Source organism: Nitratireductor alexandrii (genome assembly GCF_004000215.1).
Taxonomy (GTDB): domain Bacteria; phylum Pseudomonadota; class Alphaproteobacteria; order Rhizobiales; family Rhizobiaceae; genus Mangrovimarina; species Mangrovimarina alexandrii.
Window position 1 is genome coordinate 317459 of the sequence record NZ_RBVY01000004.1, and the last position, 14902, is coordinate 332360.

15 protein-coding genes are annotated in these 14902 nt (G+C 68.1%); 11 read left to right on the forward strand and 4 right to left on the reverse strand.

Translation table 11 applies throughout. The features are described 5' to 3' along the window. Nucleotide 1: 1 nt before the first annotated feature. From EP380_RS11075 to recQ, 7 genes are all read left to right on the forward strand, one after another. Complete coding sequence (locus EP380_RS11075) at nt 2–655, forward strand: potassium channel family protein (protein WP_127598619.1); 654 nt, start codon at nt 2–4, stop codon at nt 653–655. Nucleotides 656–874: 219 nt separating this feature from the next. After that, complete coding sequence (locus EP380_RS11080; protein ID WP_238719827.1) at nt 875–1441, forward strand: TetR/AcrR family transcriptional regulator; 567 nt, start codon at nt 875–877, stop codon at nt 1439–1441. Continuing rightward, nucleotides 1438–2598 carry an efflux RND transporter periplasmic adaptor subunit gene (locus tag EP380_RS11085; protein WP_127598623.1) on the forward strand — a complete coding sequence of 387 codons (1161 nt, stop codon included), beginning with the start codon at nt 1438–1440 and terminating at the stop codon, nt 2596–2598. Before EP380_RS11080 ends, EP380_RS11085 begins: the two co-directional genes overlap by 4 nt. Further along, nucleotides 2595–3731, forward strand: a complete 1137-nt coding sequence (locus EP380_RS11090; RefSeq protein ID WP_127598625.1) for an ABC transporter permease — start codon at nt 2595–2597, stop codon at nt 3729–3731. Before EP380_RS11085 ends, EP380_RS11090 begins: the two co-directional genes overlap by 4 nt. Nucleotides 3732–3734: 3 nt before the next feature. After that, nucleotides 3735–4445, forward strand: coding sequence for an ABC transporter ATP-binding protein (locus EP380_RS11095; protein ID WP_127598627.1), 711 nt, complete (start codon nt 3735–3737; stop codon nt 4443–4445). Beyond that, nucleotides 4442–4861 (forward strand): hypothetical protein, encoded by a 420-nt coding sequence (locus EP380_RS11100; protein WP_127598629.1) that lies wholly within the window; start codon nt 4442–4444, stop codon nt 4859–4861. The genes EP380_RS11095 and EP380_RS11100 overlap by 4 nt, the downstream gene beginning before the upstream one ends. A gap of 134 nt (nt 4862–4995) precedes the next feature. Further along, nucleotides 4996–6795 (forward strand): DNA helicase RecQ, encoded by a 1800-nt coding sequence (gene recQ, locus EP380_RS11105; RefSeq protein WP_127598631.1) that lies wholly within the window; start codon nt 4996–4998, stop codon nt 6793–6795. Between the two features lie 53 nt (nt 6796–6848). Here recQ and EP380_RS11110 read toward each other — a convergent pair whose 3' ends face one another. Beyond that, entirely contained in the window at nt 6849–8060 is a 1212-nt protein-coding gene (locus tag EP380_RS11110; protein ID WP_275068998.1) for a benzoate/H(+) symporter BenE family transporter, read from the reverse strand. 70 nt (nt 8061–8130) lie between these two features. On the opposite strand from EP380_RS11110, the gene EP380_RS11115 reads away from it, so the two are divergent. Both EP380_RS11115 and EP380_RS11120 read left to right on the forward strand, forming a co-directional pair. Then, a complete protein-coding gene (locus EP380_RS11115; RefSeq protein ID WP_127598635.1) occupies nt 8131–8808 on the forward strand; it encodes a GntR family transcriptional regulator in 678 nt (225 codons plus the stop codon). Nucleotides 8809–8861: 53 nt separating this feature from the next. Further along, nucleotides 8862–9758, forward strand: a complete 897-nt coding sequence (locus EP380_RS11120; RefSeq protein ID WP_127598637.1) for a DMT family transporter — start codon at nt 8862–8864, stop codon at nt 9756–9758. 23 nt (nt 9759–9781) lie between these two features. Here EP380_RS11120 and EP380_RS11125 read toward each other — a convergent pair whose 3' ends face one another. Continuing rightward, complete coding sequence (locus EP380_RS11125) at nt 9782–10675, reverse strand: LysR family transcriptional regulator (protein WP_127598639.1); 894 nt, start codon at nt 10673–10675, stop codon at nt 9782–9784. Nucleotides 10676–10776: 101 nt separating this feature from the next. On the opposite strand from EP380_RS11125, the gene EP380_RS11130 reads away from it, so the two are divergent. Then, nucleotides 10777–11967 carry an MFS transporter gene (locus EP380_RS11130; RefSeq protein ID WP_127598641.1) on the forward strand — a complete coding sequence of 397 codons (1191 nt, stop codon included), beginning with the start codon at nt 10777–10779 and terminating at the stop codon, nt 11965–11967. A 21-nt stretch (nt 11968–11988) separates the two neighbouring features. On the opposite strand, the gene EP380_RS11135 is transcribed toward EP380_RS11130, so the two are convergent. Then, nucleotides 11989–13437, reverse strand: a complete 1449-nt coding sequence (locus tag EP380_RS11135; RefSeq protein ID WP_127598643.1) for an MFS transporter — start codon at nt 13435–13437, stop codon at nt 11989–11991. Between the two features lie 57 nt (nt 13438–13494). On the opposite strand from EP380_RS11135, the gene EP380_RS11140 reads away from it, so the two are divergent. Then, nucleotides 13495–14139 (forward strand): helix-turn-helix transcriptional regulator, encoded by a 645-nt coding sequence (locus EP380_RS11140; protein ID WP_127598645.1) that lies wholly within the window; start codon nt 13495–13497, stop codon nt 14137–14139. A 62-nt stretch (nt 14140–14201) separates the two neighbouring features. Here EP380_RS11140 and EP380_RS11145 read toward each other — a convergent pair whose 3' ends face one another. Continuing rightward, nucleotides 14202–14822, reverse strand: coding sequence for a LysE family translocator (locus tag EP380_RS11145; RefSeq protein WP_238719828.1), 621 nt, complete (start codon nt 14820–14822; stop codon nt 14202–14204). Nucleotides 14823–14902: the final 80 nt, after the last annotated feature.

The following is a 14902-nucleotide window of genomic DNA, read 5'->3' on the forward strand; positions in this document are numbered from 1 at the left end:
GATGCTGACACTGCCCACTGCGCGCAACAAAGTTACCGCCAATGCCGGCTTTCTGGCCGCGATCCTGGTCCACAACCTAACCTACCCGCTGTCGGCAGCGGGGGGAATTTGGCCGGCTCTGTTCTATGGCTTCTACGCCGCAATCTTCGTGGTGGCGACCTGGGCGCTCACGGATAACCATATCTTGCGTGTCTTCGCCGGAAGCGCGGGGATTGCCGTGTTCCTGGCGGGTCTTCTGAACTCCTACGCCCCCTCGAATGGGGCGGCCCTTGCCGTTTATCTGACCTCCATTGCCTATCATCTCGGCATGGTCGCGGTGCTGGCGCGCTACACTTTCGGGGCCAGGACTGTGATGACCGATGTGCTGATCTCCGCGACCTCGCTCTACCTCGTGATCGGATCGGGCTTCGCCGCCGTGCTGGCCCTCATCGAATGGTGTGTGCCGGGATCCTTCGTGGCCAGTTCCGGCGCGGCGGTCGACTGGCAACAGATGGTCTATTTCAGCTACGTCACGCTGACCACGCTGGGCTATGGCGACATCACGCCGGTCGGCTTCTATGCCCAATCCTTCGTCGCCTTCGAAGCCATTGGCGGCACGCTCTACACAGTGATGTTGCTGTCCCGGTTGGTCGGGCTGCACGCCAGTCGGGAATAGGCCTGCTTGGAGAGGCGTGGGGGCTATCGAGTAGACATGGTTCTCATCGCTATCCCCCACGCCCTGCCATTATCCCGTGTGTCTACGCCCCGCAGACATCGGACCCCCAGACCTTGAACGCGCGCGGCATTTTTATTAGTTAGTGAGCAGTCACTCATTAGGGGCCTCAAAATGGTCCGAAAGACTGCCGCCGCCCGCAAGGCCGAGATTGTCGCCACCATGCTGCGCCTGGCCGACGAGCTGGGGCCCGACCGGTTGACGACGCAGGCCGTCGCCGATGCCGTCGGGCTGACGCAGCCCGGGGTGTTCCGGCATTTCGCGACCAAACAGGCATTGTGGCAGGCCGTCGCCGAAGCGATCGACGCGACGATGAGCCGGGCATGGCGGGCCGCGCTTGCCGAGAGCGCCGCGCCGCTGGACCGGCTTGCCCTGCTGGTGCGGACCCAATTGCGGCAGATCGAGAGCCATCCTGCGATCCCGGCCATTTTGCACTCGCGCGAGCTGCAGAGCGAAAACGCCGCGCTGCGCGACCGTTTCCGCTCGCTGATGATGCGCTTTCAGGCCCTGCTTAGGGCCGAGCTGACCGCGGCGCGCGAGGCGGGCCTGATCCGCGGCGACGTGGACCCCAATGACGGCGCGGTCCTGCTGATCTCGCTGGTGCAGGGACTGGCGATCCGCTGGGCGCTCGGCAATCGCCTGTTCGCGCTGGAGGCCGAGGGGGCGCGGCTGCTCGATGCCCAGCTGACATTGTTTCGCCTCACGGCATCGCAGGAGCACGCACCATGAAACGACGTGGATTTTTCTGGTTGCTGGCCCTGGCCGGGGCCGCCGCGATCGGTGCCGCCGGATATCTGTTTCTCACCGAACGTCCCCTCGCCGTTCCCGTCGCCGCAGTCGAGCGCGACGTGGCGGTGCGGGTCTATGGCCTCGGCTCGGTCGAGGCGCGCATCGTCTCGCGGATCGGATTCGAGGTCGGCGCGGCCCTGACCGAGCTTGCCGTCGACAGCGGCGACGCGGTCGGCCGGGGACAGATCCTGGCCCGGCTGCACACCGCCGAGCAGCAGGCGCGCGTCGTGCGCGCCGAGGCCGCGGTGGAGGCCGCCGGCGCCACATCGAGCAAGGCGGCGGCGAATGTGGTGCGGGCGCGGGCCGTGCTTGCCCAGCGCAGATCCACCAACAATCGCCGACAGGCGCTGGCCGAACGCAGCGCGATCTCGGCGCAGTCCGCCGAAGAGGCACAGCGCGACGTCGATGTGGCCGCCGCCGATCTGGCCGTCGCCGAAAGCGAGGTAAAGGTCGCGCAGGCGCAGCGTGCCGACGCCGAGGCCGCGCTGCTTTATGAACGGACGCTGCTTGATCATCACGTGCTGCGCGCGCCGTTCGATGCGGTCGTCGTTACGCGGCATGCCGAGGCGGGCACGGTGGTGCGCGCCGGCGAACCGATCTTCACGCTGATGGACCCCGGCACCGTCTGGACGCTGGCCTATATCGACGAGGCGCGCGCCGGTTCGATCGCCGTCGGCCAGCCGGCGGAGGTGCGCTTGCGGTCGCTGCCGCACGAGGTCTTCACCGGCACGGTCGCGCGGATCGGCATCGAAAGCGACCGCGTGAACGAGGAACGGCGGGTGTGGATCACCTGCGACCGCTGCCCGGCCGAAATTTTTCTGGGCGAGCAGGCCGAGGTCGCGATCACCGTCGCGACCCTGCCCGAGGCGTTGCTGGTGCCCGAGGTCGCCATCAGCGGTTTCGACGGCCATCGAGGCCGCGTGTGGATCGTGCGGGACGGACGGCTGGCGGAGACCGAAATGATCTTCGGCCACCGGACCGAGAACGCAAAAGCTGAAATCGTCTCAGGCCTGCCGGAAGGCGCCAAGGTCGTCGCGGCTCCTCTTAAGGGTTTGTCGGAGGGGCGGATGGCCCGCGTCACGGGGGACGCGCCATGAACCTCGCCTACCGGGATGTGCGCCACAATCTGTTTCGTTTCCTGCTGACCTGCCTCGGCCTCAGCCTGCTGATGGCGGTCGTGCTGGCGATGATCGGCATCTATAACGGGCTGGTGGCCGACGCGCTGAACATCGTGAAGGCGCCGCAGGCCGATCTGTGGGTCGTCGAAGCCGGAACACAAGGGCCGTTCGCGGAAGCCTCGAAAATCCCCGGCAGCACCCGCGACGCGGTCGCCCGCCTGCACGGCGTTGCCGAGGCGGGCAGCATCACCTACCAGACGGTCGAGGCCGACCATGCCGGCGACACGCTGCGCCTCTACGTCATCGGCTTCGAGCCCGGCCGCCCTGGCGGGCCGCAGACGATCGCCCGCGGGCGCGGCATCACCCAGACCCATTTCGAACTGGTTGCCGACCGCAAGACCGGCCTCAGTATCGGTGACCGGATCCGCCTCGGACGGGACAGTTTTGCGGTGGTCGGCCTGGTCGAGGATGTGATGAACTCCGCCGGCGACCCGGCAGCCTTCATCGCCCTGTCCGACGCACAGACCCTGCAGTCGCAACTGGCCCCGCCGGCCCAGCGGGTTCAGACCGCGCGCGGCGCCGGGCTGCTGGAAAGCACCGATACCGTGGCGGCGGTGATCGCCCGGATCGAGCCGACCGCCGATCCGCAAGACGTGGCACAGACGGTGAGACAGTGGAAACATCTGGGCGCCCTGACGCAGGCACAACAGGAACAGATCCTGATCGGTTCGGTCGTGGATCGCGCCAAGCGGCAGATCGGCCTGTTCCTCGGCATCCTGCTGACAGTCTCGGCGGTGGTGATCGCCCTGATCATCTATACGATGACGATGGAAAAACTGAAGCAGATCGCCACGCTGAAGCTGATCGGCGCCCCGGATCGCACCATTATCGGCCTGATCGTGCAGCAATCCCTGGCGCTCGGGATGATCGGGTGGAGCTTCGGCCTGATCCTGATCCTGCTCATCAAGGACTATTTTCCCCGCCGCGTGGTGCTGGAGCCGGTGAACGCGGCAGCGCTGGCAGGCATCATCGTCGTGGTCTGCATCGCGGCCAGCGGTCTTGGCGTGCGGGCGGCGCTGAAGGTCGATCCCGCAACGGCGATCGGTGGCTGAGCCATGGACCCGCTTCGCGAGCCCCTGGTCGAGATCGCCGGCGTCTCCAAACATTTCGGCGCGGGCGCGACGCGCGTCGATGCGCTGCGCAACATCGACCTGACCGTGCGTCAGGGCGAGGTGGTGGCGTTGCTCGGCCCCTCGGGGTCGGGCAAGACCACGCTGCTGAACGTTATCGGCTGCATCATCGCCCCCACCGAAGGCCGGGTGACGCTGGATGGCGAATTGGTCTTCAACGACCACTGGCTGCGCGGCGACCTGCGCCGGCTGCGGCTCGACAAGATCGGCTTCATCTTCCAGTTCCACAATCTGCTGCCGTTCCTCAACGCGCGCGACAACGTCGCCCTGGTGTTGACACTCGCAGGAGAACCGGCGGCCGTGGCACAGGCACGTGCTGCCGAACTGCTCGACTATCTGGAGGTCGGCCACCGCGCCGCGGCCATGCCGGCGCTTCTGTCGGGCGGCGAAGCCCAGCGCGTGGCCATCGCCCGCGCCCTCGCCAACAGGCCGCGAATCATCCTGGCGGACGAGCCGACCGCCGCGCTCGATAGCAAACGTGCGGGGATCGTCATGGATCTGATGCGCAAGCTGGCCGCCGAACACGACGCCTGCATCGTCGCCGTCACCCACGACGAGAAAATCTATGACCGGTTCGACCGGCTGTTCCATCTGCGCGACGGGATTCTGGAATCCCAAAAGGAAAAAGAGACGTGAAGGCGCAGTCGTCGGGAAAATGGCCAATCAGGATCGCGGCGGGCGTTGCGGTGGCGTTCGGCGCCTTGACGATCGTTTCGGGCGGTTGGGTGCTGTTCGGCGGCACGGCCGCACAGGAAGCTGCGGGCAACGTGGTGCCGTTCGTGCTGTGGTTCAATTTTCTGTCGGGTTTCGCCTATGTCCTTGCCGGTGTCGGCATCGCCATGAAACGACGATGGGCGCCCCTGCTGGCCGTGGCCCTGGCGGCAGCTATCGGCATAGTGTTCGCGCTGTTCGGCCTTTATGTGTTTCAGGGCGGTGCGTTCGAGACCCGGACGATCGGCGCGATGAGCCTGCGTCTGGTCGTCTGGAGCCTGATCGCGGCCGTTGCTATGCGGCATGTTCCCGTTCCCACCAAGCATTCGGCTGGTGGCTGAGCGCAATGCCTCACAACGCGCGCTCGCAAGGGAGCGGCCGCGACCGCGCCTGGCCCCTTTCTCGCTGCGCCGAACCTGCAATGCCGGCCAAAGCTGCTATGAAGGGCGCCTGCTGATTCCCTGACTTGAAGACCATGACCGCCGACGCCCTTTCGATCCTCAAATCCGTCTACGGTTACGACGCCTTCCGAGGCCTGCAGGCGCGCATCGTCGAGCATGTCATCGCCGGCGGAAACGCCTTCGTGCTGATGCCGACAGGCGGCGGAAAGTCGCTGTGCTACCAGATCCCGGCCATCGCGCGGCCTGGCATGGGCCTTATCGTGTCGCCACTGCTGGCGCTGATGGCCGACCAGGTCGCCGCGCTACGGCAGGCCGGCGTGCGCGCGGCGGCGCTCAATTCGGACCTGCCGGCCGACGCGCGCAGCGCGCTGTGGCGCGACATTCGCGACGGCGCGGTGGACCTGCTCTATGTCGCGCCCGAGACGCTGCTGCGGCCGGAAATCCTCCAGCGTCTCGAAGACACGTGCCTGTCGCTGATTGCCATCGACGAAGCGCATTGCCTGTCGCAATGGGGGCACGATTTCCGCCCCGCCTACCGTCAACTCGACGCGCTGGTGCGTCAGTTTCCGGGCACGCCGCGCATGGCGCTGACGGCGACGGCCGACGAACCGACGCGCGCGGAGATCCTCGCCCATCTCGACATCGCCGAGGCCAACGCCTTCATCGCCGGCTTCGACCGGCCCAATATCCGCTACGCCATCGAGGAGAAGGACAATCCGCGCGCGCAGCTGAAGGATTTTCTCAAGCGCCACGCCGGCGAGAGCGGCATCGTCTACTGCCTGTCCAAGCGCAAGACCGACGAGACCGCCGCCTGGCTCAGGGACCAGGGCCATGACGCGCTCGCCTATCACGCCGGCATGGACAAGGCGGCGCGCGAGGCAAACCAGGCGCGCTTTCAGCACGGCGAGGCGGTGATCATGGTCGCCACCATCGCCTTCGGCATGGGCATCGACAAGCCGGACGTGCGTTTCGTCGCGCATATCGACCTGCCGGGCAGTATCGAGGCCTATTATCAGGAGACCGGCCGCGCCGGCCGCGACGGCCTGCCCGCCGAGGCGCTGATGCTCTACGGGTCCGACGACATCGCGCTGCGCAGCCGCTTCATCGAAGGCTCGGACGCGCCCGAACCACGCAAGCGCGTCGAGCGCGGCAAGCTGGACGCGCTGCTCGGCCTGACGGAAACCGCCGGCTGCCGCCGACAGGCGCTTCTGGCCTATTTCGGCGACACGGGCGCGCCGTGCGGCAATTGCGACACCTGCGCCGAGCCGCCAAAGCTGTTCGACGGCACCATCGCCGCGCAGAAGGCGCTGTCGTGCATCTACCGCACCGGCGAACGGTTCGGGCAGGCCTATGTCGTCGACGTGCTGCTGGGGACGGAGAGCGACCGCATCGCCCAGTTCGGCCACGACCGCATCTCCACCTTCGGGATCGGCACCGAACACGACAAGCGCACATGGCGGGCGGTCCTGCGCCAGCTGATCGCCTTGCGCCTGGTCGACGTCGACCTTGCCGGTCACGGCGGCCTGTCGATCGCCCCGGCCGGCCGCGATTTTCTGCGCGACAAGCCCACGCTGATGCTGCGCGTGCCCGCCCCGCCGCGCGCGCGGCGCCGCGGCGCTGTTGGTGGTGCCGCCCGGCCGGCGATCTCCGAAGCCGACCAGGCGCTGTTCGAGGCGCTGCGGAAAAAGCGCATGGAGATCGCGCGTACGCAAAACGTGCCGCCCTATGTGATCTTCCACGACAAGACGCTGATCGAGCTCGCGGCCGCAAAGCCGTCGTCGCGCACGGAAATGGCGAGCGTGCCCGGCGTCGGCGAAGCCAAGCTCGACCGCTACGGCCCGGCCTTTCTGAGCGTCATCGCACAGCACGGTTGACCGGGGCCGCCGCACGCGGTTCAGCCCGTCCTGCGCGACGCGGTCCAGCGCGCCTAGCCGGCGGCCTTTCTTGGACGTGCCGGCTCCCTTCGTGCGATCCGCCTTGCGCCTTCCAGCGCAAGGCCCGCCATCAACCCCCAGAAGGCGGCGCCGATGCCCAGCAGCGTCAGTCCCGATGCCGTCACGACGAAGGTGACGATGGCGGCAAAGGCGTCGTCGGTGGTCGAGACGGCCGCCGACAGCGCGCCGATGAACGGCCCCGTCAGGGCAAGGCCGGCAAGGATCAGGATCAGTTCGGCCGGAAACGCGGCGAAGAGCGCGACCACCGACGCGGCAACGGCCGCCAGCACGATGTAACCGCCGGCATAGACGAGCCCGCCCAGCCAGCGGCGGGCGGGATCGGGATGGGCGTCGGGCCCTGTGCAGATCGAGGCGGTGATGGCGGCAAGCGAGGTGGTGTGGGCGCCGAACGGAGCGCTCACAAGCGAGGCCAGCCCGGTGACGCCCAGGATCGACCGGACGGGCGGATCGTAGCCGTCGGCGCGCAGTACCGCGAAGCCCGGCAGGTTCTGCGAGGCCATGGTGACGATGTAGAGCGGAAGCGCCAGCCCGATCAGCGCCGCGGCATCGAAGCGCGGCGTGGTCCAGACGAACTCCGACAGCACCGGCGCCGGCAGCGGATCGTTCAGATCGAAGGCGAGCGCCGTGCCGAAGCCGGCGACAAGCGCGCCGATCACCGCCCAGCTCGGCGACCACAGCCGGACCGTCACGAAGATCGCGATCATCGGCACGCCGATCAGCGGCAGCGTGGCCGACCGGGTCACCGCGCCAAGAACGAAGTCGAACAGCACGCCCGCCAAGACGGCGGTCGCGAGCGAGGTCGGGATGCGGCGCACCAGATCGCCCAGCGGGCGGACCAGCGCTGTCAGCAGGATCAGAATTGCGCAGGCTGCAAAGGCGCCCACGGCCTCGGCGAAGCCGATGCCCGACGAGGTGGCGACCAGCGCCGCACCCGGGGTCGACCAGGCCAGCACGATCGGCATTCGGTGGCGCGCGCTGAGATAACCCGACGCGATCGCCTTCGCCAGACAGACCGCCGCGAGCCAGGACGAGGTGGCTGCGGGCGACGCGCCGACCGCCTCGGCGGCGGCGATGACGATGGCGACCGAACCGCCGAAACCGACGATGACGGCGACAAGGGCCGAGACGATGAGGGACAGGCGCATGGCGCTCCTTCGCGTCCATTTTCGTAATGTTGGATACAATTTTATGATCTGGATATTAAGTCAACTGTGGATTATGTGTACCGAGGCGGGTCGAAGGGCGGAGCACGCCATGAGGGACGGACAGCAGCGCGGCGCACAGGCCGGCGAGATCGCGGCAAGGCTGCGCGACGAGATCGTCTCGGGCGCGATCGAGGGCGGCGCGCGGCTCGGTCAGGACGCGCTCGCCGAAAGGTTCGGCGTCAGCCGCATGCCCGTACGCGAGGCCTTGCGCCTTCTGGAAGCGCAGGGGCTGGTCGATGTGCCGCCGAACCGCTCGGCCATCGTCGCGCGGCTGAGCAGGGACGATCTTCTCGACATCTTCGACATGCGTGCCAGCGCCGAGCCGCTGGCGCTCGGGCTGGCCCTGCCCCACCTGACCAACGCGCAGATCGACCGCGCCGCCGGGATCCAGCGCGACATCGAGGCGGCGCCGCTCGACCGGTTCGGCGACCTCAATGCCGAATTCCACCGAACGCTGCATGCGCCCTGCGGCCGGCCGCGTCTGCTCGCCCATATCGAGAGCCTGAACGCGCTCGCCGACCGCTATCTGCGGCTCGCCATCGGCACGATGGACCATCAGGGCCCGTCCGACGCCGAACACCGGGAACTGCTGGAGGCCTGCCGCGCCCGCGACGAGGCCAGCGCCCGCGCGGTCCTGACGGCCCATATCGTCCGAGCGCGCGATACGCTCGCGGCGGCTTTCGAAAATCGAACGCCGCAATCCGGCAAGCCCGGCAAAGGAACGTGAATGGCGAACGCAAAGAGCACCGACGCCTGGCATCAGCACCGCAGGCGGCGCCGATGAACGCACCGTCGGTCCCTGCATTGGGCAGCGTGTTGCTGGTTGCCATAGCGGCCGCGCTTTGGGGCACGGTCGGCGTCGCCTCGAAGCTTCTTTACGGCACGGCCGAGATTTCGCCGGTCTTCGTCGGCTTCGTACGTCTCGCGCTTGCCGCGCCGCTGCTGCTGATTCTGTCGCTGGCCACCGTGGGGCGGCGCACCTTCGCCTTCGCCGGCCGCGAACTGGGCGCCATCCTGATGATCGGCGTCTCGATGGCGCTCTACCAGCTTTTTTACTTCACCGCCGTCGCCACGACCGGGGTCGCCATCGCGACGCTGGTAACGATCTGCACCGCGCCCTTGATGGTGGCGCTGCTCGCCGGCGGTTTTCTGGGCGAGCGTCTGACCGCGCCGATCATCGGTGCGCTGGCCATCGGCATCGCCGGCACCGCCATGCTCGTCGGCGTGCCGTCCGACGTCGGGGTGACGCAAGCCGCCGTCCTGGCCGGTACCGCCTGGGCGCTCGGCTCGGCGGCGAGCTTCGCCGTCTTCACCCTGTTCAGCCGCGTGCTGGCGCCGCGCCACCATCCGTTCACGCTGATCGGCATCGGCCTTGGCGCCGGCGCGCTGATGCTGCTGCCCGTCGCCCTGCTCACTATACCCGCGTCGGTCTCGACAGACGGAATGTGGCTGCTGCTCTATATCGGGCTGGTGCCGACCGGGTTTGCCTATATCGTCTTCTTTGCCGGCATGAAGCGTGCCGGCGCAACAGTCGCCAGCATCGCCGCGCTGACCGAGCCGCTGACGGCGACGCTGCTGGCCTGGCTCATGTTCGACGAGCGCCTCGGCGCCCTCGGTCTCTTAGGCGCGGCCCTGCTCGTTGCCGCCATGGTCCTGCTGACGCGCGCATCGCGCTGAGGCCCTGCCCACAGGGCGAAATCTTAGCGCCGTTCGTGCCGGCCCGCCTGCGCGATCAGCCAATCGCGCACACGGCGCACCGGCTGCGAAAGATGCCGCGTGTCGGGCACCAGCATGAAATAGCGCTCGCGGCTGGCCATCACCGGTTCGGGCAGGCGCACGAGCGTACCAGATCGAAGCGCCTCGTCGCAGATCACATCGTCGCCGATGGCAATCCCGATGCCGCGCATCGCCGCGTCGACGCACAGGTGCGAGCGGTTGAAGTAAAGGTGTCCGGCCGCGTCGTCGAGCGACAGGCCGAGTGCCTCGAAACAGCGCCGCCACCAGAAGATGCCGCGCTCGTGGATCAGCCGATGCACCAGGAAGAAGGCCGGATCGTCGAGCGCCGGGCCTTTTTCGATCAGCGCCGGCGCGGCGACCGGAAAGCCGTCGAAATCCAGAAACGGCTCGGTGCGAAAGCCCGTGCACTGCGTCGGCCCCCAGGTCAGCGCCAGATCGGCGTCGCCAAGCACCGCGCGCGGCGGGTCGGGCCGCACGCGGATGTCGAGATGAACGTTGAGTTCGACCAGCGCCGCCTCCGTCAGCAGCGGCATCAGCCAGCGTGTGGCAAGATCGGACTCGATATCGAGCACCACCGTGCGACGACCGACGCGGCGGCGCAGACGCCCGGTGTCGATCTCCAGCGCCGACAGCGAATCGGCCACGGTGCGGGCAAGCAGGCTGCCCTCGCCGGTCAGCACGACATGGCGGGCATGGCGCTCGAACAGGGCGACGCCCAGTTCACTCTCCAGGTTGCGCACCTGTCGGCTGACGGCGGCATGGCTGACGCCGAGCTCGTCGGCGGCGCGGGCGAAACTGCCCTGGCGGGCGGCGGCATCGAAGGCGCGCAGGGCGTTGAGATTGGGAAGTTTGCGCATGCCCCAGCGTAACAAAAACGTACGCTGGAGCAAGAATCCATCGCTTGAGCTTTATCCCTGCTTTCTCTTGTGTGCATGCACACAATCGGAGCGCCGCGGACATGACGTCATCCAGGATCGAAGCCACCAGCATCATCGCCGCCCTTGTTTTCGGCGTGCTGATCTACGGGCTGGCCATGGGCACGACCTATCCGCTGCTCGGCGTCGTCTTGTCCGGTCAGGTTTCGGACGCCCTCAACGGCCTCAATGCGTCCGCCACGGGCCTCGGCCTGGTCGCGGGGGTTCTTGTCATGCCGCCGGTGGCCCGCCGCGTCGGCGCCGGCACGACCGCGATGGTCGGCGTGGGCGTGATGACGGCCGCACTCGTGGTGCTCGCCTTTGTCCGGGATTTCTGGACCGTCTTTTTCGCCCGCATGGTGCTCGGGATCGGCGCCAATCTGATGTTCATCGTCGCCGAAGCCGCGCTCAATACCTTTGCCGACCCGGCACGTCGCGGCCGGGTCATGGGGCTTTACAGCACGGCCGTGGCGGTTGGCTTCGTGCTCGGTCCGGCGGTCGTCGCCGCCCTGCCCGACCGGCCGCTGCCGATCCTGGCCGCCTGCGCCCTCATCACCGCGCTCGCGGCACTGCCGTTCGCCCGCGCGCGGCAACCGGTCGATATGGCGGTCCGGCCCGCTTCGGCGCGCGGCATCCTGCCGGCGGTCATCGGCTATCCGTCCGCTTTCGCCTTCGTCTTCATCGGCTCGTCAATCGACGCGGTGGCGATCAGCCTTTTGCCGGTGATCACGCTCGGTCAGGGATTTTCGCTGCAACAGGGGGCGCTGTTCGTCACCGTTTTCCATGTCGGCCTTCTGGTCGGACAGCCGGTCGTCGGCTTCGCGCTCGACCGTATCGGCCGGCGCCGCAGCGTGCTTGTCTGCGGCGCGCTGTCGCTTGCCTGCACGCTTGCCATCGCAATCGGCGGACCACTCGGCTTCTGGCCCGTCGCCGCGTTGATGCTGACCTGGGGCGGCGCCAATTACGGGCTCTACACGGCGGGGCTCGCGCTGATCGGCGACCGGTTCGCCGGCGAGGCGCTGACGGCAGCCACGATCGCCTTCGCCGCCGTCTATGCCATCGCCTCGACGATCGCTCCCGCGCTCGCCGGCGGGACGACGACATTGCTGGGCGCAGCCGGTTTTTACGCCCTCGTCGCAGGCATCTATCTTACGGCGACGTTGATCGGCGCCATCGCCTTCCGGCCCGCCGAGCCGACCCTTGCCGGCCAAGAGGCCGAAGCGCAGTGCGATTGAGCGGTCTATCGGGGCGGGCCGTCACGACAGGGCCTTTTTACCCTGACGGTGCCGCGCATCGGCGATGGCGGGCGAGACGAACCGGATCATCGCCACCAGGCCGACCAGCGCCAGCGGCAGGCTGCCAAAAAACACCCAGCGGGCCGGCGGCAGGAACGCTTCAGCCGTGTCCGCCTGCGCGAAGCCGGTCGCATTGGCGATGATGCCGATATAGGCCGCGCCGAGCGCATAGCCGAGTCGCTGCACCGTGGGGATCGCACCGGAGATGCGTTCGGTCTCGGCGGGGTCGGAAAGCGTCGTCACCCGGCGCAGGACGAAGGTCCAGGCGATACCGAATCCGCCGCCCTCAAGGATCGCGACGAGCGCGATCAACCAGACCGGGCCGGCCGGCACGGCGAGCGCGAACCCGGCGATGCTCGCCACCACCATCGCCATGCCCACGGTTATGTATTTGGGGTCGTGGCGCGGATCGGCACCCGACACGAGGATCGCGAACACCGTCCAGCCGACCGCCGAACAGGCAACCAGATAGCCGGCGACGATCGCCGACGCCCCATGGATGGCGACGACCAGCAAAGGGCCGTAGGCGGTAATCGCGATGGTCGCCGCCGACATCGCCAGCACCATGGTGAGCGCGCTGGCATGAGCCGTTCCGAGACCGAACGGCACCGACGGCAGCAGCCGGTCGGGTCCGGCGCGCCCGTCGAGGACGAGAAAGACGATCAGCAAAGCCGTGCCGGCGGCGATGAAGGCCGGCGTCGCCACCGGATCGATATCGATGCCGGCATAGGCAACGGCGACCACGCCGGCTGCCAGAACGGCAAGCCGGAGCAGTGGCACATTATTCGACAGCTCCGCCGCCGGCGGCCGTGCCCCGAGCCTGGCCACCAGTCCGATCCACAGCGCAAGCGCCAGCGCCTGCGCGGCGAAAAAGACGAACCCGGCCCGCCAACTGGCATATTCGACGAACAGTCCGCCGATCAGGGGACCGAGAAAGGACGATACGCCCCACAGCGCCGAGATCGCCGCCATGGCCCGCGCCATCAGCCGCTTGGGGAACAGGATGGAGACAGCGACGAAGGACAGCGCCATCAAACCGCCGCCGCCGAGCCCTTGCAGGAGACGGCCGGCGAGCAGCGCCGGCATGGTCGGCGCAAACGCGCTGACAAGGCAGCCGATGGCGAACAGGAGGCCGGCAAGCGTCATCGGCAGGCGCAGCCCGGAGCGCAGGACCAGGAAACCGCCGGTGGCGCCGGCAACGATGGAGCCGATCTCGTAAAGCGCCACCGACCAGGCGACCAGCGCCCCGCCGCCGATCTCGGCGACGATCGCCGGCAGCATGGTCGCCACGATCAGCCCGTCGGCGGCGTGCAGCCAGACGCCGAGGCACACCAGCGCCAGCGCCGGCGCATGGTCGCGCGTCAGGACCTCGGACCAGGTGACGCGGCTGTGGGAGGCGTGTTCGGCCATTGACGGCGGCCTTTCGGTCGATATTATATAAAGTGATTACTTTCTAAAAAGAGACCGATGTCAAGGCCGACCGACGAACAACTGCTCTATCTGATCAAGAGTCGGGGTCCGGTGACCGCCCGGGATGCCGGGGCGGCGCTCGCCATGACGCCGGCCGGCGCACAGCAATGGTTCGCCAAACTGGCCGAGGCCGGCCTTGTCGCGCCGGAGGATCGCCGGCACGGACGCGGCCGCCCCCTGCGCTACTGGGCGTTGACGGAACACGGCCATCGACGCTTCCCGGACCGCCATTCGGACCTGACGCTAGATATGCTGGCCTCGACCAGGGCCGTGTTCGGTGCCGACGGGCTCGAGCGGCTGATCGCCCATCGCGAGGCGCAGACGCTTTCCAAGTACGAAGCGGCGATGGCCGGCTGCGCGACGCTTCAAGCGCGCGTGGCGAAACTCGCCGCGTTGCGCAGCGCCGAGGGCTACATGGCCGACTGGCAACGGGCGGACGATGGCGGCTTCGTGCTGGTCGAAAACCATTGCCCGATCTGCGCGGCGGCCGCCGCCTGTCAGGGCCTGTGCCGATCGGAACTGGCGATCTTCCGCGCCGTTCTCGGCCCCGGCGCCACGGTAGAGCGCACCGAGCACGTGCTCAACGGCGCCCGCCGCTGCGCCTATGCGATCGGCCACGCCAGCCAACCCGCCGAAGTGTAAGCAAGACTGTCCGGCGCGGCCGCGCATTCGTCCCGTCCCGGGCCTGATGGAAGCGGCTATCCTCAAGCGGCGACCAGCGCCAGCCCGACCGAGGCGAGCAGCATCGCCGCAAACGCGATATTGGCCGCGCGGCCGATCCTCGGATGGCGCAACAGCCGCGAAAAGCCCGCGCCGAAGGCCAGCCAGGCGGTGTTCACGATGACGATGACGAGGGCGAGCGCGACGAGCTTTGCGCCCGTATCCGCGCCGAGATGGCCCGGAACCAGCGTCTGGCTGGCATAGACCGCGCCGATGGCGGCAAAGGCCTTCGGATTGGCGATCGCCAGCAGAAAGCCCGGCACGAAGGCGGGTGCGCTGGCGCCATCGAGGGCCATCTTTCCAACAGGGGCCGTCGCAATCCTCCAGGCGAGATAGACGATATAGGCCGCCGCGATCCCGGTCAGCACCATCACGAGCTCCGGCCGGGCCAGGATCAGCGCGGTGACGCCCGTTGCGATCATCAAGAGCACGCCGGTCGTGCCGGCGACGATGCCGGCGAGATAGGGCAGGCCCGGCCGGAAGCCGTAGGCGGTGCCGATCCCGGCGAGGCTGAGCGTCGCCGGGCCCGGGCTGCCCATCAGCGGGAAAGCGGCGAGCCAGAGCAGGCCGAGCGCGTTTGCAAGATGCGGCAAATCCTCCATCATCGGGCCATGATCGCCGCCGCGCTTCCCCCTGTCTTGAACGATCGTGCGCCATGACCGGCCCCGGCGCCGNGGACGGCTAT